Here is an 18,071-nt window from a genome sequence, read left to right as displayed (position 1 = left end):
CTCACTGGTCCGCGGCCGCGAGGCCCGGCCCCGTCAATGCCCGCCTGAGCGCCAGGGCTCCCTCGCGCACCATCGCCGTATCGCAGCTGAACGCGAAGCGGATGGCGTCGTGGCAGGTCTCGCCGAAGGCATCGCCCGGCGCGCTGCCGATGCCCATCCTGGCCAGCCATTCCGACAGCTCGTCGGCGTTGGCGCAGCCCAGCCGCGCATAGAGCTTCGGATCCAGCTCGGCCCACATGCAGAATCCGCCATTGGGCTTGAAGACGCGCAGGCCCTCGATGCCCGTCAGGGCGTCGAACAGCAGCCCGCGCCGCACGGCATATTCCGCCTGCATCTCCGCGATCTGGTCCTGGGGGCCTTCGAGGGCGGCCAGCGCGGCCCATTGCGCCACGCTGTTGACGCCATTGATGGTGCAGCGCAGCAGTTTCGGGATGCGGCTCTGGAGCTTGGCGCTGGTGGTGACGATGCAGCCCACCCGGAGCCCGCTCATGGCGTAGGATTTCGAGAAGGAGAAGACGCTGACGATCTTTTCAAGGTAGTGGGGCGCCAGCGAGGCGATGGAATGATGCTGGTTGGGCGCGTAGAGCACGTCCTCGTAGGCCTCGTCGCTGACGATCCACAGGCCATGCTCCTCCGCGATGGCCACGATCTCGAGCAGGGTCTCCTTGGACAGCACCGCGCCGGTGGGATTGTGGGGCGTGTTCAGGAAGATGGCCCTGGTGCGGGGCGTGATGCGCTGCCGGATGTCCGCGGGGTCGTACTCGAAGCCCTTTTCGAATTTCAGCGGAACCCCCACGGGCACGCCGCCGGCGAGCTTCACGTTCTCCACCACCTCGGTCCACATGGGGTCCGGCACGATGACTTCCTCGCCATTGGCCAGCAGGCAGCAGAAGGTCACGAAGAGGGCATGCATGGCGCCGTTGGTGACGAAGATGTCGTTCTCGGTAACCGCGGGGATGCGGTTCTTGCGCCGCAGCTTGTCCCGCAAGGCGGCCCGCAATTGGGGAATGCCGTCATTGGGAATGTAGTGGGTCTTCCCGGCCGCGGCCGCGGCCTGCAGCGCGGCGAGCACATGCGGCGCCACCGAAAAGCTCGGATCGCCGGATTCCAACCGGTACACGGTCTGGCCCGTCGCTTGCGCCTTCATCAGCTGCTCGCGGATGACGACGATTTTGCCCAGTGAAACTTTGTCCAGCGACTCGGAGAGTGCCACGGTGAATTCCTTCCTCTAGATTTCGGCCGGCATGCGCCGGTCCGGTTCATGAAGTTCACTGAAGCATTATGCGCAGGAACCACGAAGGAAAAGTTCAAAGCCGACCACAAAGACACGAAGAGCCAAAAGGTTTTTCTTTTTGATACTGAGTGTCTTTGTGCCTTCGTGGTTCATCTTTTATCGAGCGCCTTGGCGGCTCGAGGATCACTCCGGCCAATGATGTTTGGGATATCTGCGGGAGAGACCCGGACGCAGTTCCTTGTAGACCCGCTCCCAGAAACCTTTGAGATCCGTGGTCACCTGCACGGCGCGCATGTTGGGAGCGAGCAGATGCAGGATCAACGGCACGGCTCCGCCCGCGATGGCAGGGCCTTTTTTCAGCCCCCAGAATTCCTGGAGCCTGGCCTCGATCCACGGGGACTCGCCGCCGTATTGGATTTTGGCGGGCCGGCCCTTGGGCAGTTGCACCGTGTCCGGCGCCCAGGTTTCCAGCAACCGCGCAGCCTCGTCCCCCAGCATCGATTTCAGGGACCAGTTCCAGTCGATGGCTTTCAGGTCCCGCAGCGATACGGCCCCCTCGCAGGCTTTGGCGAGCAGCCGGTGGCGGAGGTGTTCGCGGTCCGGAAGCCCCAGATCCTCCCGATGCTTGGCCAGGAAATCCGCTCGGTCCAGCAGGCGGTCCACCTTGTCCTGGTCCTCGCCGAGGCCTTTCCGCAGCAGCGCATCCGCCAGCACGTCCGCGACTCCGATTTGGCCCCCCAGCGCGGGCCCGCGGCTTTCATCGATGCAGAGGTCCTCGAACCATAGCCGGACGATGCGCTCCACCCGATCTTTCGAGGCATTGAACACCAGTTCCTCGGTGTCTCTCAGCCGCTCGGGGAAGACCTCCAACAGCCAATCCGCCTCGACTGCGGAGGCCGAACGCACGGTGGTTTCGCTTCCGGCCCCGCGCTTGACCTGGTCGGCCTCCAGGGCGAGCAGAAGATCCGTTTTCACACGGCTGCGGGCATCCAGCCTGGCTCCGCCTCCCCCCACAAAGGCGACCGTGGCCCCGCCGCCCCGCTTGGCCAGGCGGTCCGGGTAGGCCCGCAGAAGGGCCTTCAGCAACCGGGCTTCCGCATCGGATGGCTCATCGGCATCCGGCGCGTCCCGCAGCAGGCTTTTGGCCGCCTGGTGGGCGCGATGCACAGCCGCGCCATCCAGGCCCGCGGCACGGCAGGCGCCCGCGTTGAAATGGGCCGCTTCGACCTCAGCGTATTGATCCAGGCGCAGCAGCAGATCTGAAAGCACCGGCCTGCCATCGGCGGGCTGGGCATGATCCAGGTTCTGCCTCGCCGCCAGATCTCCGGTCTCCAGCAGGGCCGCGGCCAGCCGCGCCAGGCGCGGGATGCCCGACTGGTCACCGGCCGCCACCAACCGCCCCAGGCGCGGGTGGAGGGGTTCCTGGAGCATGGTCCGGCCCACTGTCGTCAACGTGCCTCCTGAGTCCAGGGCCCCGAGCCAGCGCAGCAGCTTTTCCGCCGCCTCCACGGAGGCCGGGGGCGGCGCTTCGAACCAATCCACATCGCCGGGCGAGGGAATGCCCAGGCCATGCAGGACCAGCATGGGCTCGGCCAGGTCCGCCCTCCGCAGCTCCGGCGTGTCAAAGGCTGGCCGCGCATTGAACTCGCTTTCCGTGAACAGCCGCACGCAAAAGCCAGGCCCGGTGCGGCCGGCCCGGCCCGCCCGCTGGATGCAGCGCGCCTGGCTGATGCGCGCGGTGCGCAGGCTCGGCAGGCCGCTCCAGGGCGAGTGCTGGGCTTCGCGGCCCAGGCCCGAGTCCACCACCGCGCCAATGCCGTCAAGCGTCACGGAGCTCTCCGCCACGTTGGTGCTCAGGATGATTTTGGGAATGAAGGATGGCGCGATGGCCTGGGATTGGGCGTCGGCGCTCAACTCGCCGTGAAGCGGAAAGATGCGCAATCCTAGGCGCTGAGCAAGGCCCTCGCAGCTCTTGATGCAGGCGCGGATCTCCGCCGCGCCCGGAAGGAAAACCAGCGTGTGGCCCTTCAGGCCCGCGGCGTATAGTCGCTCCACGGCTTCGGCCACCTGGATTGAAACCGGCCGGTCATCGGGACGATCGGAATAGCTCAAATCCACCGGAAAGACGCGGCCCTCGCTTTGCAACACCGGTGCGTCCAGGAATGCCGCCACAGGACCCGCATCCAGCGTGGCGGACATGACCAGCAGGTTCAAGTCCGGCCTATCTTCGAGCTGCAGCCGCCGCAGCAGGGTGATGGCCAGGTCCGTGTGCAGGTGCCGCTCGTGAAATTCATCCAGCACCACCACGGCGATGCCGTTCAATAACGGATCAGTTTGCAGCCGCCGCAGCAGCAGTCCCTCGGTGACGAAACGGATGCGCGTGGCCTTGGAAACCTTCTGCTCGAAGCGCACCGCGTAGCCCGCGCGCTCCCCGAGGCCTTCCCCCAATTCGTCAGCCACGCGCATGGCCGCCAGCCGGGCCGCCAGCCTCCGCGGCTCCAGCACCCAGCATTCGCCCTCCGAGAGCAGGCCGCCATCGAGCAGCGCCCGGGGCACCCGCGTGGTTTTCCCCGCCCCAGGATCGGCCGTGATGACCAGGTTCGGGATGTGCTTCAGCGAGGCCAGAACCTGTGGCAGCAGCGGGTCGATGGGAAGCGGGGAAAGCGGTTTCATCACCCCATCAACCACGCTGCAGTTTCTTCAATATTTTCGGCAGGCGGTTCACGGCGGCCTGCGCCTCCACCCATTCCTTGTGGGGACGCGCGGGGTAGCCCGTGACGAAGCTGCCCTCGGGCAGGCTCTTGGCCACGATGCTGCCGCCGCCGACGATGCTGCGGGCGCCGATTTCGATATGGCCCACCACACCCACTTTGCCCGCGAGCGTCACATAGTCGCCGATCTTGGAAGAGCCGCTGATGCCGGTCATGCTCACGATGAGGCAGTGCTCGCCCACCTGCACGTTGTGGGCGATCTGGCACTGGTTGTCCACCTTGGTGCCCGACCCGATGCGCGTCGGCCCCAGCACGCCGCGGTCCACGGTGACGCAGGCGCCGATTTCGACTTCATCGCCCACCTCCACCCAACCCATCTGGGGCACTTTCTGGTGCCGCCCGTCCACCAGCACGTAGCCGTAGCCATCGCTGCCCAGCACGCTGTTGGCGTGGATCCGCACGTTCTGGCCGACCTTGGTGCGCCGGTAGAGCACCACGCCGGAAAAAAGTTCGCAGCCCTCGCCAAGCACGCAGTCATCGCCGATATGGACGCCCGGGTGCAGCACGCAGCCATCCCCCACGACCGTGCGGGCTCCGATGGTCACGCCAGGAGCGATGCGCGCGCCGGCGGCAATCTCAGCGGTGGAATGGATGGGCGCCGGCTCCCATGCGGGTTCGGGTTCCGGATGCAGCCAGGCGATGCTCTGGGCGAAGGCCCAGTAGGGATTTTCAACGACCAGCACCGGGCGGTCGCCCAATAAGGTTTTGGCGTCCACCAGGATCAGGCCCGCTTCGGCCTTCAATGCTTTCGAGGCGTACTTCGGGTTGGCGAGGAAACTCAGATGCCCCGGCCCTGCTTCATCCAGAGGGCGCACTTCGTGAAGGAGCATTCCTGGGGGACAATGGAGAAGCGTGCCGTTCAGCGCATGGGCCAATTCCTGGGCCGTGATGCTTCCCTTGTGCATGGATCCTCCGTTTTCCAAACCCTAGAGCCTGCCAGGCCCGCGAGCTGCCTGCCGATCCCAGATGGCCCTTATCCATGATTGCATCCTCCCGTCCATGAGCCCAGTGACCGAACCCGCCGACGCCCACGAAGATTCCTCGCGCAGCCTGGAAGGACCGGCCCATCCCTCGGAGCGGCGCTGGATGCTGATCTGCCTGGGGCTCCTGGCCATCGTCCTGGCTTATTCCGCCTGGACCGTGCGCCGCCTCACCGCCACCGCGAAGCTTGCGCCCGCCCCTGCTGTGGACCACGGACCCCTGCCCGAATCGGTCCGGATCCAGGTGTTGGCGCTGGTGGAGCCGCATTTGGAAAAGGCGGAACTGCAGGAGCTGCGCACCGGAAAGGTGCGGGAATTCCGCATCAGCGGGAAACCTCGGGAGCTGCTGGCGCAGGAGTTCCATGCAGCCTTCCGGCCCCTGGTCGTGACCAGGCTCATGCCCTTGCTCCGGCCCTACGGCGAAATCATCAGTTTCGACATCACGGCCCTGGACCTGCCGCCCGCGCGGCTCCGGGACATCCCCGACCATAAGGATTCCTGATGCATCCCTACCTCTTCCACATCGGCAGCTTCGGCATCGGGACCTATGGCCTGATGATGGCATTGGCCTTTTTCACCGCCCTGGCTCTGGCGAAACGCCAGGGCCGCCTCGACGGGTTGTCAGGTGAAGCGGTCACGGACCTGGCCATCGCGGTGCTCATCGCGGGTGTGATCGGATCCAAGGCCCTGATGATCATCGTTGGCCTCCTGACCCCCGTAGGCGGCGACGGCCACATGGCCTTCCGCGACATCTTCACCGTAGGCATGCTGAGGGCCGGCGGGGCCGTGCACGGCGGCATCATCGCCGCGGCCATCGTGTTCTTCTGGAAGCTGCGCCCGAAAGCGGGCCTGCCCTTGCGCAAAACGGGCGACTCGCTGGTTCCAGCCGTGGCCCTGGGACAGGCCATCGGCCGCATCGGCTGCTTCATGGCCGGGTGCTGCTACGGCACCTCTTGCGATCTTCCGTGGGCAGTCACTTTCACGAGCCCGGATGCCCAGCAATTGTCAGGAACGCCCCTTTTCGAACACATCCATCCGGTGCAGCTCTACCACTTCGGGACCAACCTGCTCATCTGCGGAATCCTGGTCCTGGCCCGCCGCAAGCGGAAGTTCGAAGGCCAGATCTTTTCGCTCTACTTCATCCTGGAAGGCATCGGCCGCGTCATCGTGGAATTGTGGCGCGGCGATCTGGACCGGGGGGCCTGGCTGGGCCAGGCCTGGCTCACCACCGGCCGCCTCACGGCCATCGGCTTCATCGTGCTGGGCATCGCCATCTGGGCCTTCTCACGGAAACGCCTGCCTTACAGCCCACCCAAAGCAACCCCGAAGGAAGCCTGATGCGCATTGAACTTGAAACGGGATATCCGCGGCTGGACCGCTTCCTTTCGGAGCATCTGCCGGAGGTCCCGCGCAACAAGTGGGATGAGTGGATCCGCGAAGGCCGCGTGCTGCTCAATGGCGAAGTTCCTACCAAGGGCGGCAGGAAGCTGAAAGCGGGCGATGTCATCGAAACCGAGTTGCCGGACATGACGCCTCCGGCCCGCCATTTGTTCGCTGAGACCATTGAACTGCCCACGCTCTTCGAAGACGCCCAGCTCTGGATCATCGACAAGCCCTCGGGCATGGTCGTGCATCCTGGACCGGGCCACGCGGGCGGCACCGTTGTGAATGCGCTGCTGGGAAGGCTGAAGGCCGCGCTTCCGATCGTGGACCTCGCCGAGGATGAAGCAGCGCTTGATCCCGAGGAAGAAGAAGCTCCCCGCGGTTGGCCGGGGCTGGTGCACCGGCTGGACCGCTTCACCTCGGGCTGCCTCTGCCTGACCAAGACCAAGGAAGCCCAGCTTTCGCTCCAGGCGCAATTCAAGGAGCGCGGCGTGGAAAAGCGCTACCTCGCCATGGTCCGCCACTCGCCCAAATTGCCGCAACTCGGTTCATTGCTCATCGACGAGCCGATCCTGCGCCACCGCACCGACCGCATGCGCATGACCATCGGAGGCTCAGGCCGCCCCTCGCAAACGCGCATCCGCGTGCTTTCCCGCACGCCCAGCGTCGCGCTCCTGGAATGCGAACTGCTGACCGGCCGCACCCACCAGATCCGGGTGCATCTGCAGCACATGCGGGCCCCACTCCTGGGGGATGGCCTCTACGGCGGGCCCATGCGCTGGCAGGACGTGGACAAGGAACCGCTGGAACTGCCCCATCCCTTCCTCCATGCCTGGAAGCTGGCGGTGGACCATCCCGTCAGCGGCGAACGCATTTCGGTGGAGGCCGCTATTCCCCAGGAATTCCGCGAGATCGCCGCGCGGCTAGGGCTGGCGCTGCCGGCATAATCCCAATGCCGTTCCCTTTGGAGGGAGAATAGCCACGAAGGGGCGCGAACCAGCACGAAGGTTTGGATTCGTGTCTGTTCGTGGCGTCCTTGACTGACCGATCGTGGATAAGGGATTAATTCACGATCACCGTCACCGTCGCGCTGACGCTCGGATCCGAGGCGCTGGTGGCCGTGAGATGGTAGGTGCCAGGTTCAGTCGGAGCGATGTAGGTTCCGCCCTCGCTGAAGGTTCCTGCCTCGGCCTTCCAGATGACATCATTCCGCGCCAGACCTCTGACTTTTACCGTGAAGGTCTGGACTTGGCCTGCTTGCAGCATGGCCGTGGCAGGCTCCGGTTTGAAGATGGGCAGGACCCGGATTTCGCGCTGGACTTTGGCGGTGGATCCATCGGGGCGCTTGGCGTGAATCATCAGCCGGAAAGTCCCGGCGTGGTTGGGAGCGAGATACGTGGTGGCCAGGCCCTTGGTGCTGAGCAGCCCCCCGCCGTTGTAATCCATCAGCTCCCATTCCGGTTCCGTGGCCAGATTCTCATTGGGGGTGGCGCGGAGTTGGAGCCGCTCGCCCACCTGCACGGTGGGAGGATCCGGGTCCAGTGAAACCGCCTCCGGCGCGCTGCTGCCGCAGCCCACCAGCAGTGCGGCGAGGACGAACGGCAAGGAGAAACGGGCGGCAGGTGTCAAGTCGGATCCCAGTTGGTGCATCTGAATAATGCCAGCCTGGGCGCGCAGGTTCCAGGATTTCGGGCATACTTCCTCCAACCCAACTCCTCGAAGAGGCCGCCATGATGGAAATCTCCGCCATCGCCCTGCTGGTCCCGCCCGTGGAAACGCCGCTGCTCGATCGTCCCGAGATCCTGATTCCTGGCGCCATCGCCGTGTTGGCCGTCACCGTGCTGCTTTGCATGTGGGTCATCAAGCTGCCGACGGCCCTCCGCTCGCGCAAAGGCGGCGTGCTGGACCCCCTCCAATTGGAGGTGCTGATGCCCGGCGTGAGGCCCATCATCGTGGACCTGCGCCCCCGCGAGGAATTCCTCGGCAAGCATGGCCACATCCGCAGCGCCATCTCCGTACCCATTCCAGAGATCATGGAGCGCATCGACGAAATCCGAAAGGAGTCCAAGGGCAAACCCGTGGTCCTGGTGGATGAGACCGACGAACTCTCCCACAGCGCCAGGCCGATTTTCGAGGCCAATGGTTTCACCTGGCTGTATGTGCTCAAGGGCGGCCTGCGGGCCTGGCGCGCGGGCAAGCTGCCGGTCTACAAAGCCCAATCCTAAGCCGAGTGGACCGGTGGGCGTTTTCAACCTTCCCCGCAGGACCCGGCCTCCGGAATGGTGATGCTCCGGAGTTTGAGGATTCCCACGATCGTCCTGGCCGGCGCAGCGCTGGCGGGGGCCGGCGTGGCGGGCCAGGAACCGCAGCCCGAGTACACCCTGAAAGCGCGCTTCCTCCTGCAGTTCCCTGAATTCGTGGCCTGGCCTCCCGAGGCGGGCCTGGGCGATGCCACCAGACCCTTTGTGCTGTTGGTTCTTGGGGCTTCCCCCTTCGACCATCGCCTGGACGAAGCCGCCGCATCCCGGAAAGTGAAGGGGCACCCGGTGAAGATCGTGTATTCAAACGATCCAGGCGTCATAAGCGGCTGCCAGATGGTGTTCATCTGCGCTTCAGAGAAGGGCCGGTTGAAGGAAATCATGGCGCATGTCGGGAACCGGCCGGTGTTGACCGTGGGAGATACAGAGGGCTTCGGCAAGAAAGGCGTAATGATCAACCTGGCCATCGAGGACGACCTTCCGCGCTTCGAAATCAACCTGGGCGTCGCCCGCTGGAACAACCTGGGCATGAGCGCCCAATTGCTCAGCCTCGCCCGGAAGGTCTGGTAGGAATCCCATGGCGCATTTCCAGGACATGTCCATCCGCCGCAAGCTCACGCTCGGGATGACCGCCATCGCCGGCGCAGCGCTGCTGCTCTCGGCGATGGCGGTGCTGGGCTATGAGAGCTACACCTACCGCGATGCGATGGTCCGCCAGCTCGTCACCCTCGGGGATGTGGTGGGCCAGAACAGCCGCGCCGCCTTGGCCTTCAGCGATGCCGAGGCGGCCGGCCAGATTCTGGAGTCCTTGAAATCCATCCCCTCGGTGGATGCCGCGTGCCTCTACGATCCGGGCGGGCGGGTGTTCGCCACCTATCCGCGCGGCAACGCCTCGGCCTTCCCCGCGCTCCAGCCCGGGGACCAGACCGCCTTCCAGGAAGGGCACCTGGTGATCTTCCATCCCATCCGGCAGGAGGGCGGCCTCGCCGGCACGGTCTATCTCCGGGCTGACCTGAAGGACCTGAAGCAGACCCTGCGATGGAACCTGCTCTTCAACCTGGGCCTGTTCTGCGTGCTGGGGCTGATGGTGGCGGCCATCGCCTACCGCGTGCAGCGCTACATCACCGCGCCGCTGCTGGACCTGGCGGCCCTGGCCAGGCTCGTTTCCGATGAAAAGGACTACTCCGTGCGGTCCGTCAGCCGCGGCGCCGATGAAATCGGATCGCTGGTGGAGGCCTTCAACAACATGCTGAGCCAGATACAGCGCCGGGACGACCAGCTCCAGGAATACCACGAGCACCTCGAGGAGCAGGTCTCCCGCCGCACGGGAGAACTGGTGGTGAGCAACGAGCAATTGCAGGAAGCCAAGCTCAGGGCCGAGGCCATGAGCCGCGCGAAGAGCGCCTTCCTGGCCAACATGAGCCACGAGCTGCGGACCCCATTGAACGCGATCCTCCTCTACAGCGAGCTGCTGGGCGAGGATGCCGAGGTCCAGGGCCGCGAATCGGACCGCATGGACCTGCAGCGCATCCATGGATCGGGACAGCATCTGCTGCGGCTGATCAACGACATCCTGGATCTTTCCAAGGTGGAGGCCGGAAAGATGAGCCTGTCCATGGAGACGGTGGACCTGTCGATCCTGGTGCAGGAATGCCTCCAGACCGTCCAGCCGCTTGCCGACAAGAACGGGAACACGCTGTCCTGGGACTGCGCGCCTGGCATCCCGGCCTTCCTGGGGGACACCACCAAGCTGCGCCAGGCCCTGTTCAACTTGTTGAGCAATGCTTGCAAGTTCACAGCCAAGGGAAGCGTGGACCTCCATGCCTCGACCTTCCAGCGAGAGGGCGGCACCTGGATCCGGATCACGGTGCGGGATACGGGCATAGGCATGACCGAAGCCCAGCAAGAACGCATCTTCCAGGAATTCACGCAGGCCGAGGAAAGCACCTCCCGCCGCTACGGAGGCACGGGCCTGGGCCTGGCCCTGAGCCGCAAACTCTGCCAGCTCATGGGCGGCGACATCACCGTTGCCAGCGAGCTTGGCAAAGGGTCCACATTCACCTTGGAGATCCCGGCCCCGCCGGTCGCCGAAGGCGGAAATCCCGCGGAAGAGGCCCCCGATGACTAGGTTGCTGCTGGTGGAGGACAACGAATTGAACCGCGATGCGCTAACCCGCCACCTCCTGCGGCGGGGGTTCGAGGTCACCTCGGCCCGGGACGGCGTGGAGGGCCTGGAAATCGCCGCGCGCGAGCGCCCCGATCTCATCCTCATGGACATGGGCTTGCCGGACCTGGACGGCCAGGACGTCACGCGCCTGCTGCGGCAGGATGAGGCCACGGCCGGCATCCCGGTGATCGCCTTGACGGCCCACGCCATGGAGACCGACCGCAAGGAGGCCTTCGCCGTCGGCTGCGACGATTTCGAAACCAAGCCCGTGGATGTGGCGCGGCTCGTGGGGAAGATCCAGGCCCTGCTCCAGGCGCGGGCGGAAGGGAGATGAGGCGGCTTTCTTGGCGCCGATGGTACAAATGATCCGACCAGCCCACCCGATGTCCACGTCCCCACGGAGCCGCCCCGCGGCTCCTGCCGCGCCCTTCCCGCAGGAGGAACCATGCGCATGAGAACCGCGCCCTTCCTTGCGGCCATGTGGCTCGGCCTGCCGCCGTTGCTGGCAGCGCAGGCCCAGCAGGTCACCGGCGACGACAAGCCCCTGAAGGATCTGATGGAGCTGATGAACACCCGGGTGGTGTCCGCGTCCAAGACCCTGGAGAAGATCTCGGACGCTCCGGCCACGGTGATCGTGCTCAGCCGCACGGATCTCGAGGAACGGGGCTACACCGAGCTTTCGCAGATCCTCGATGACCTGCCGGGCATGGACATGGCCCGTTCCTACGGCGCGAATTATTTCAAGAATTATTGGCGGGGCTACCGCAACGACATCGGCGAGCCCTTCCTGGTGATGGTGGATGGCGTGGCCTTCAACCACCTCTGGTTCAGCACCGCCGACACCCCCCTGGTCACCTATCCGATGTCGGCCCTTGAGCGCGTGGAGGTGGTCTATGGGCCGGCCTCGGCGGTCTATGGCGCGGATGCCTTCATGGGCGTCATCAATCTCATCACCCGCAAGGCCACCGCCGATGGGACCTCCGTGCGCGGGAAACTCACCGCCGGATCCTTCGGCACCAGGATCGCGGACATCTCAGCCGTCCACCGGAGCGGCAGCCTGGTCTTCAGCCTCGCCGCCCGGACGGACAGGGGCACTGCAGACCAGAGCGCCGCCGAAAACTACGAGTACACCAAGGCCAAGTACTACGCGAACCGGAGCCTGTGGGGACCTGTGGTGGATGATCCGGACCTGGCGGGCAGCGCCCGGTCCGAACACTCGCATCATGCGGTGGATGCCAGGCTCTCCTGGGGCGCCACGGAGTTTGGCGTGCAACAGCTCTGGATCTCCTCGGGCTTCGGCACTGCCTATGCGGCGGATGCGTCCCAGGCCATCGGCCGCTGGACGCGGCCCGAGCTGAGCGTCTACGTCCGGCATCCGTTCACCCTGGGCGACCGGCTGTCCAGCACCATCCTGGTGCGTTTCCGGCGCAGCGATGTGGAGAAGGATTCCTTCGACGTTGAATCCGCCTACGGGTTCGGTTCCGGCGCCAGCACGGTGCTCACCCGCTATGAGGTGCTGGACTCCAGCCTGGCCTTCACCCAGGATTTCGAATTCAGGGCCGCCGAGGATCTTTCCTTCAACGCCGGTCTCAAGTACGAACAGAAAACGCTGCAGAAAGCCTACGGCACGGCCCAAGGCGGACTCTTCCCAACCAATTCCCTGGGGGACACGAACCATTTCAGCGTCAACGACCGGGGCGTCTACCTCCAGGGCCGCTGGCGGCTGGACCCGTCGAACCAGTTGAATCTGGGGCTCCGCTCTGACACCAATTCCATCTATGGGACGGCGAACACGCTGCGGGGCGGCTACGTCGGCACCTTCGGGAACTGGAGCCTGAAAGCGCTCTACGGGCAGGCCTACCAGGAGCCCACGGCGCGGCTCCTCTACGGGGCCACCTCGGGCACCGGAGCCAATGCCAACCTGCGCCCGGAGACTTCCAATACCACCCAGCTCAGCGCCAGCTACACCGAGCGCTCCTTCGGCCTGAGCCTCGATCTGTACCGGGTGAAAAACGCCGGGAAGATCCAGAAAATCGGCGGCGAGGTGGTGAATTCAGGTTCCCAGGAAGTCGTCGGCGCCGATCTGGGCGCCCAGTGGATCCTGCCCGTCGGCTTCGTCCGGCAATGGAAGCTGTGGGGTTACTACTCCCGCTATTTCAAAGCCGATGACATCACCGCAGGTCCGGCCGGGAACCTGGCCACCCGCAGCGGAGACCTGGCGGACAACAAAGTCTGGCTGGGCTCGACGCTCGTCTGGAACCGCCATGCGAGCGGCACGGTCCTGGCCCGGATCATCGACTCCCGCCCGACGGTGCTGAGCAACCCGGTGCGCGAAGTGAGCGGCTTCGGAACCCTGGACCTCATCCTTAACGTGAAGGACCTCTGGATCCCGGGGCTGGGGATTTCGCTCCGCGCGGCGAACCTCACCGACAGGACCTATTTCCATCCAGGCCTGAGGGACGCGGGCGCCGGCACGACCCCGGGCGGATTCAATGACTCAGGCGTTTGGAAGGGGTCGGGCAGCTACTACAACTCCCTGCTGCCCCAGCCCGGCAGATCCGTGGATTTCAGCGTGACGCTGCGTTTTTGAAGGCGCGTGATTCACGCCAGGCAGACATTCACCCGCGCAATGGTCAGCGCTTTGTCCAGGTCCATCGGGTCCAGCTCCACCAGGAATCCCCGGCTGCCGCCGTTGATGTAGATCCTGGCCAAATCGAAGATCGATGCTTCCGCATAGACCGGCATGGATTTCTTGGTGCCGAAGGGCGAGGTGCCGCCCACCATGCAGCCGCTATGCCGCTGGGCGGTCTCCGGCTTGCAGGGCCTCACGGATTTCGCGCCGATCCGCCGCGCCAGGGCTTGGGTTCCCACTTCAAGATCGCCATGCATGAGCACGATCATGGGGGCGCCCTTCTCATCCTCCATCACAAGGGTCTTGATGACCGCGTGCTCGGGAATGCCCAGCTCCCGCGAGGAGACGCTCGTTCCGCCCTTGTCCTCGTAGCGGTACAAATGCTCCGCGTAGGGAATGCCCAGCCGCTTGAGCAGGCGTGTGGCATTGGTGGATGGGGCTTTGCTCACGGATAACCCTCCGCAGCTTCGCGTGGATGTGATTAAGAGCTTGTCCGCCAATTTGTCGCAGCCGCGACGGAGCTGCCCGTCCCTGCCCCCCCCGCGCCCGCGGGCGGCAAGCTTTAGTCCCCGAAGCAGATCCCCAGATCCCGCCCGGTCAGCAGCGTGTCGCTGTTCAGGGGCACCGCCTTCATGCGGCCGGCCACCTGCTCGAGGGGAACGTAGTCCACGTTTGGAAATGCCAGGGCCACCATGATGCCGCTCTGGCCCTCGTCCAGCGCCCGGATGGCGGCCGCGCCGAAGCGGAGGGCCGTCAGGCGGTCGAACGCCGTCGGGCTTCCGCCCCGCAAGAGATGGCCCAGCACCACCAGCCTGCAATCCTTGCCGGTGATCTCCTGGAGTTCAGCGGTCACCTGTTCGCCGATGCCGCCCAGGCGCTCCGCGTGGCCCGTATCCGCCGCCTGCGCCACGGCCCGGCGTCCATGCTTGGGGCTGGCGCCCTCGGCCACCACCACCAGCGAATCCAGGCGCCCGCCCTGGTCCCGGGAACGGATGCGGGCGGCCACCTTCTCCAGGTCATAGGGGATCTCGGGCAGCAGAATGGCGTGGACGCCTCCCGCGATCCCTGAGTTGAGCGCGATCCAACCCGCGTAGCGGCCCATGACTTCGATCACCATCACCCGCTGATGGCTCTGGGCGGTGCTGTGGAGGCGATCGATGCATTCCGTGGCGAAGGCCACCGCCGTATCAAAGCCGAAGGTGGTGACCGTCTTATCCAGATCGTTGTCGATGGTCTTGGGCACGCCGACCACCCGCAGGCCCTTTTGCGATAGGGCGTGAGCAATCGTGAGCGATCCGTCGCCGCCCACGGTCACCAGGGCATCCAGTTCCCGCTTCGCGAAGAATTCCAGGATCTCGTCCGAGCGGTCCACCTCCTTCACGGTGCCGTCGGGCATGTGGAGCGGGAAGTGCAGCGGGTTGCCTTTGTTGGTGGTGCCCAGGATGGTGCCGCCCAGATGCGCGATGCCCGACACGCGCTCCCGCGTGAGGCGCATCAGGCCGCCATCGGAATAGCGTTCAGGGAAAAAGATGCCATTGAAGCCGTCCCGGATTCCGTAGCATTCCCAGCCGCGGTTGTGGGCGCTCATGGCCACCGCGCGGATGACCGCGTTCAGGCCGGGCGCGTCCCCGCCTCCAGTATTGATGGCAACGCGGCGGATGCTCGACATGGCCCACCTTGGAGAGAGGAGAAAAGCATAGCCCACTCCGTCCTGTCCAGGGCGATGCCGATGACCAGGTCGTGCTGTGGCGGCGGTTGGCACCGCGCCAGCGGCCCCGCCGGCCGAAGCGCTCCCGGGATATTCAGAATCCAGGCGCTTCGGAGTCCAGCAACTGGAAATGCAGCCCCTGCGTGACCGAAGGGTCCAGCGCCACGCCGTCCAGAGTTTCCAGGGCCGGGATGCCAGCGTCCGCCAGGAAGGCCATCGCCTGCTCCACCGACTTCACCCGGAGCACGAGGGAGGCGATTTCATCTTTGCCCCAGGGCACCAGCCTGAGGGACAGCTCGTCCGCCAGCCGCCAGGCTGCCGAGTCCAGCTTGGGGATATCGCGCAGGAAGCGGTCCCAGGCCGGCGAGGCTTCGTCCACGTCCCTCGCCCCGACCTGGATTTCCTGCACCCCCACGAGTCCCAGGGATCCTCCGCCGGAGGCAGCGAAGGCCTCCCGGTGGCTCAGCTGCCAAGCATCGTGGTCGAAGCTGTACTCCACCAGGAAGACGATTCCCGGCGCATCCAACAAGCCCTTCACTTCGAGCTCCGTCCAATTCTCGGAGGCGATGCCCGATCCGAAGGGCACGCTCCATTCGGACAGCACGCCGATGACTTCCGAGATGGGCATGGTGGGTTCGAAGGCCAGGCCTCCGATGCGCGCGCTGCCATCGGCGCCCTCCCAGACATCCGGCCGGCCGAAGCGTTTTTCCTTGAAGCGGCAGAATTCCAGGTTCAGATTCCCGACGCAGACGCCGCCGCTCCACAGATCCCCGTAGTCGCCGAATTCCCAGGCCACCGGCAGGCCGAAGCCCTCCGCGAAAAGGCGCAGGAGCACCGTGGGATCCTCCGCTTCGATCATCACGTGGTCAAGGGTCCGAACCACCGGGAAGAGCGTGCTCATGAGGCGCTCCGGGAACTGGATGCATTCCAGGCCTGGATGTTCCGCCGGATCTGGCGGGCATGGATTTCAAGGTGGTCCGCGTAGATCCGGAGCCAATCAGCGTCCGAATAAGGGCCGCTGTCCGTGTGGCGTCCCGCCCGGTTCCAGGCGTCCTCGGGCAGGCGACGCAGCATGGTCACCGTGTTGGAGCGCACGGCCTCGATGGTCCGGAACGCCAGGTCCACATCGTGGCTGTGATAGTCGAAGGCCGTGGCCCATCGGTTTTCGTCGTAGCCGACGATGAGGGGTTCCGCTTCCGCCAGGACCAGGCGGATCCGCGTGGCGCCATAGGTTTCGGAATCCGCGCAATGGACCACGATCTCGTGGGCGCTCCACTTGCCCGGCCCCGGGCGCCACTGGCGGGCCTCCGGCGGCACTTCAGACCAGGCCAGCCTGAGCAGCGCAGGCCCGGATCCATAGCGCGTGAGATAGCCGTCCCGTTCAGACGTTCCAAGGGCCATGGCGGACCTCCAACCAGTTGGAAGCATAGCAACAGAAGGTCTGGGGGCTGATCAGAACCCTTGATGCTGCGGCCGGCGGATGGTTTCCAGGGCCCGGCCCACCACCTCCGCCCAATCGCCTGGGCGCCGTTGCTGGATGAGCTGCATCGTCGGATACCAGGGACTATCCTCGCGGGACTGGAGCCAGCGCCAATCCGGCACATGGGGCAGAAGCCCGATGGCCCTCCGGCCCAGCGCGCCCGCCAGATGGAGCACCGAGGTGCAAACCGAAACCGTGAAATCCATATGCTCCAGCACCGCCGCTGTGTCGCCGAAATCCTGCAGCTCCGGCCCGAGGTTCCGCAGTCCCGGCAAGCGATCGATGTCTCCCGGTTTTGGGTCTTTTTGGAGGCCGAAGACCTCAGTCTGCTCAAGCTCCAGAAGCGGCGCCAGGAAGGCTGGATCCATGGATCTTTCGACATCATTGACGTGGCCTGGAGCGCCGCGCCAGACAAGCCCGATCCGTCTGCCCTTCCGGGTTCCCAGGCGCTTGGCCCAGGCCTCCACGCGGGCCGGCTCGGGCCGGAGATAGGGAACTCCGGCGGGGATCCCGTCGAGTTTCAATTTCATCACCCGCGGCAGGCTCAGCAGGGGCAGGTGGTAATCGAAATGGGGCAGAGGCTCCCCGGCCGCCACCACCTGATCGATGCCATCAGCCTTCCGCAACAGCGGCAACAAGGCTCCCTGGCCTTCGAACACCACACGGCCTTCCTGGATCAAGGTAGCGAGGCGGATGAATTGGATGGTGTCCCCGAATCCCTGTTCGGCATGGATCAGCAGCGTCTTCCCATCCAAGGGTTCGCCATTCCAGCGCGGGGCCTGGAAGGACCGGCGCGCCTTGCGCCCTTCCTCAAGGTTCCAGCGGCACTCGTAGAGTTCGAATCCCGAGTCGAAGTCCCCTTGGGAGAGTTTCAGGTGGGCCAGGCCGAATTCCGCATCCACGAAATCCGGCTTCAATTGCAGGGCGCGCCTGAAGGAGGCTTCAGATTCCTCTGGACGGCCCAACGCGCGGTAGACCGTACCGAGATTGTGATGGATGGCGGGGGAATCCGGGGTCAGTCCCCCCGCCCGCAATTGAACCGACAGGGATTCCTCCAGCTGGCCGAGGGACTTCAGCACGACGCCCAGGTTGGAAAGCGCCAAGGCTGATTCCGGTTCCGAATCAAGGGCCCGCCGCAGGTACTCCTGGGCCTGCTCCTCGTCGCCCGCCCGGTGGCTCAGAATGCCGAGATTGCAGAGAGCGCCGGAGAGGTTTGGATCATGCCGGAGGGCCGCCTTGTACACGGCTTCGGCTTCTCTCAAACGGCCGGCCCGATGATGCTCGAAAGCCATCATGTAGAGGTGTTGTGCGATCATTCCGGCTTCTTCTCCGCATTCCAGGATACAAAAACGGAATCGCGATGGCGACGGCGTCCAGGGTCCGGGCCTGGACCCTTCGGGAGCCCATGATTTGACGCCTGGCCCAGCCCCGTCGTAGGCTTCGCCACGAGGAAAGATC

The 18,071-nt window shown here is 65.2% G+C and carries 17 protein-coding genes; 8 read left to right on the top strand and 9 right to left on the bottom strand.

From position 1 onward, the window contains the following. Window position 1: 1 nt before the first annotated feature. The 3 genes from IPQ13_12390 to lpxD all read right to left on the bottom strand — a co-directional run bounded on the left by IPQ13_12390 (window position 2) and on the right by lpxD (window position 4,910). On the bottom strand, window positions 2-1,213 hold the full coding sequence (locus tag IPQ13_12390) for a pyridoxal phosphate-dependent aminotransferase (GenBank protein ID MBL0211689.1): 1,212 nt from the start codon (window positions 1,211-1,213) through the stop codon (window positions 2-4). Window positions 1,214-1,417: 204 nt separating this feature from the next. Then, window positions 1,418-3,907, bottom strand: coding sequence for an ATP-dependent helicase HrpB (gene hrpB, locus IPQ13_12385; GenBank protein MBL0211688.1), 2,490 nt, complete (start codon window positions 3,905-3,907; stop codon window positions 1,418-1,420). Window positions 3,908-3,914: 7 nt separating this feature from the next. Then, window positions 3,915-4,910, bottom strand: a complete 996-nt coding sequence (gene lpxD, locus IPQ13_12380; protein MBL0211687.1) for a UDP-3-O-(3-hydroxymyristoyl)glucosamine N-acyltransferase — start codon at window positions 4,908-4,910, stop codon at window positions 3,915-3,917. A 94-nt stretch (window positions 4,911-5,004) separates the two neighbouring features. Here lpxD and IPQ13_12375 point away from each other — a divergent pair, with 94 nt between their 5' ends. Genes IPQ13_12375 through IPQ13_12365 form a run of 3 tightly spaced genes read left to right on the top strand, consistent with a single transcriptional unit; the run spans window position 5,005 to window position 7,315 of the window. Then, window positions 5,005-5,487 carry a hypothetical protein gene (locus IPQ13_12375; protein MBL0211686.1) on the top strand — a complete coding sequence of 161 codons (483 nt, stop codon included), beginning with the start codon at window positions 5,005-5,007 and terminating at the stop codon, window positions 5,485-5,487. Continuing rightward, window positions 5,487-6,323, top strand: a complete 837-nt coding sequence (locus IPQ13_12370; GenBank protein ID MBL0211685.1) for a prolipoprotein diacylglyceryl transferase — start codon at window positions 5,487-5,489, stop codon at window positions 6,321-6,323. Before IPQ13_12375 ends, IPQ13_12370 begins: the two co-directional genes overlap by 1 nt. Continuing rightward, window positions 6,323-7,315 (top strand): RluA family pseudouridine synthase, encoded by a 993-nt coding sequence (locus IPQ13_12365; GenBank protein ID MBL0211684.1) that lies wholly within the window; start codon window positions 6,323-6,325, stop codon window positions 7,313-7,315. Before IPQ13_12370 ends, IPQ13_12365 begins: the two co-directional genes overlap by 1 nt. Before the next feature lie 115 nt (window positions 7,316-7,430). Here the strand turns inward: IPQ13_12365 and IPQ13_12360 are convergent, their stop codons facing one another. Then, window positions 7,431-7,997, bottom strand: a complete 567-nt coding sequence (locus tag IPQ13_12360; GenBank protein ID MBL0211683.1) for a hypothetical protein — start codon at window positions 7,995-7,997, stop codon at window positions 7,431-7,433. A 101-nt stretch (window positions 7,998-8,098) separates the two neighbouring features. Between IPQ13_12360 and IPQ13_12355 the strand changes: the two genes are divergently transcribed. The 5 genes from IPQ13_12355 (at window position 8,099) to IPQ13_12335 (ending at window position 13,383) form a co-directional block, all read left to right on the top strand. After that, window positions 8,099-8,593 carry a rhodanese-like domain-containing protein gene (locus tag IPQ13_12355; GenBank protein ID MBL0211682.1) on the top strand — a complete coding sequence of 165 codons (495 nt, stop codon included), beginning with the start codon at window positions 8,099-8,101 and terminating at the stop codon, window positions 8,591-8,593. Between the two features lie 60 nt (window positions 8,594-8,653). Further along, window positions 8,654-9,196 (top strand): YfiR family protein, encoded by a 543-nt coding sequence (locus tag IPQ13_12350; GenBank protein ID MBL0211681.1) that lies wholly within the window; start codon window positions 8,654-8,656, stop codon window positions 9,194-9,196. 7 nt (window positions 9,197-9,203) lie between these two features. Continuing rightward, window positions 9,204-10,754: a HAMP domain-containing protein gene (locus IPQ13_12345; GenBank protein MBL0211680.1), complete on the top strand. Its 1,551-nt coding sequence runs from the start codon at window positions 9,204-9,206 to the stop codon at window positions 10,752-10,754. Beyond that, window positions 10,747-11,127 carry a response regulator gene (locus IPQ13_12340; protein ID MBL0211679.1) on the top strand — a complete coding sequence of 127 codons (381 nt, stop codon included), beginning with the start codon at window positions 10,747-10,749 and terminating at the stop codon, window positions 11,125-11,127. The genes IPQ13_12345 and IPQ13_12340 overlap by 8 nt, the downstream gene beginning before the upstream one ends. Before the next feature lie 111 nt (window positions 11,128-11,238). Next, window positions 11,239-13,383: a TonB-dependent receptor gene (locus tag IPQ13_12335; GenBank protein ID MBL0211678.1), complete on the top strand. Its 2,145-nt coding sequence runs from the start codon at window positions 11,239-11,241 to the stop codon at window positions 13,381-13,383. A gap of 11 nt (window positions 13,384-13,394) precedes the next feature. Here IPQ13_12335 and IPQ13_12330 read toward each other — a convergent pair whose 3' ends face one another. The 5 genes from IPQ13_12330 to IPQ13_12310 all read right to left on the bottom strand — a co-directional run bounded on the left by IPQ13_12330 (window position 13,395) and on the right by IPQ13_12310 (window position 17,929). Then, window positions 13,395-13,874 carry an aminoacyl-tRNA deacylase gene (locus IPQ13_12330; protein ID MBL0211677.1) on the bottom strand — a complete coding sequence of 160 codons (480 nt, stop codon included), beginning with the start codon at window positions 13,872-13,874 and terminating at the stop codon, window positions 13,395-13,397. 113 nt (window positions 13,875-13,987) lie between these two features. Next, the gene (locus IPQ13_12325; GenBank protein ID MBL0211676.1) at window positions 13,988-15,094 is read right to left on the bottom strand and encodes an ATP-dependent 6-phosphofructokinase; all 1,107 of its coding nucleotides are present in this window, start codon (window positions 15,092-15,094) and stop codon (window positions 13,988-13,990) included. Window positions 15,095-15,227: 133 nt separating this feature from the next. After that, window positions 15,228-16,034 carry a hypothetical protein gene (locus IPQ13_12320; GenBank protein ID MBL0211675.1) on the bottom strand — a complete coding sequence of 269 codons (807 nt, stop codon included), beginning with the start codon at window positions 16,032-16,034 and terminating at the stop codon, window positions 15,228-15,230. Further along, window positions 16,031-16,534 carry a DinB family protein gene (locus IPQ13_12315; protein ID MBL0211674.1) on the bottom strand — a complete coding sequence of 168 codons (504 nt, stop codon included), beginning with the start codon at window positions 16,532-16,534 and terminating at the stop codon, window positions 16,031-16,033. The genes IPQ13_12320 and IPQ13_12315 overlap by 4 nt, the downstream gene beginning before the upstream one ends. A gap of 51 nt (window positions 16,535-16,585) precedes the next feature. After that, complete coding sequence (locus tag IPQ13_12310) at window positions 16,586-17,929, bottom strand: tetratricopeptide repeat protein (protein ID MBL0211673.1); 1,344 nt, start codon at window positions 17,927-17,929, stop codon at window positions 16,586-16,588. Between the last annotated feature and the right edge of the window lie 142 nt (window positions 17,930-18,071).

The organism is Holophagaceae bacterium, from assembly GCA_016720465.1.
In the GTDB taxonomy this organism is placed as follows: Bacteria; Acidobacteriota; Holophagae; order Holophagales; family Holophagaceae; genus JANXPB01.
The sequence above is the reverse complement of the archived record's forward strand: the minus strand, read 5'-3'. Positions and strand labels throughout refer to the sequence as shown.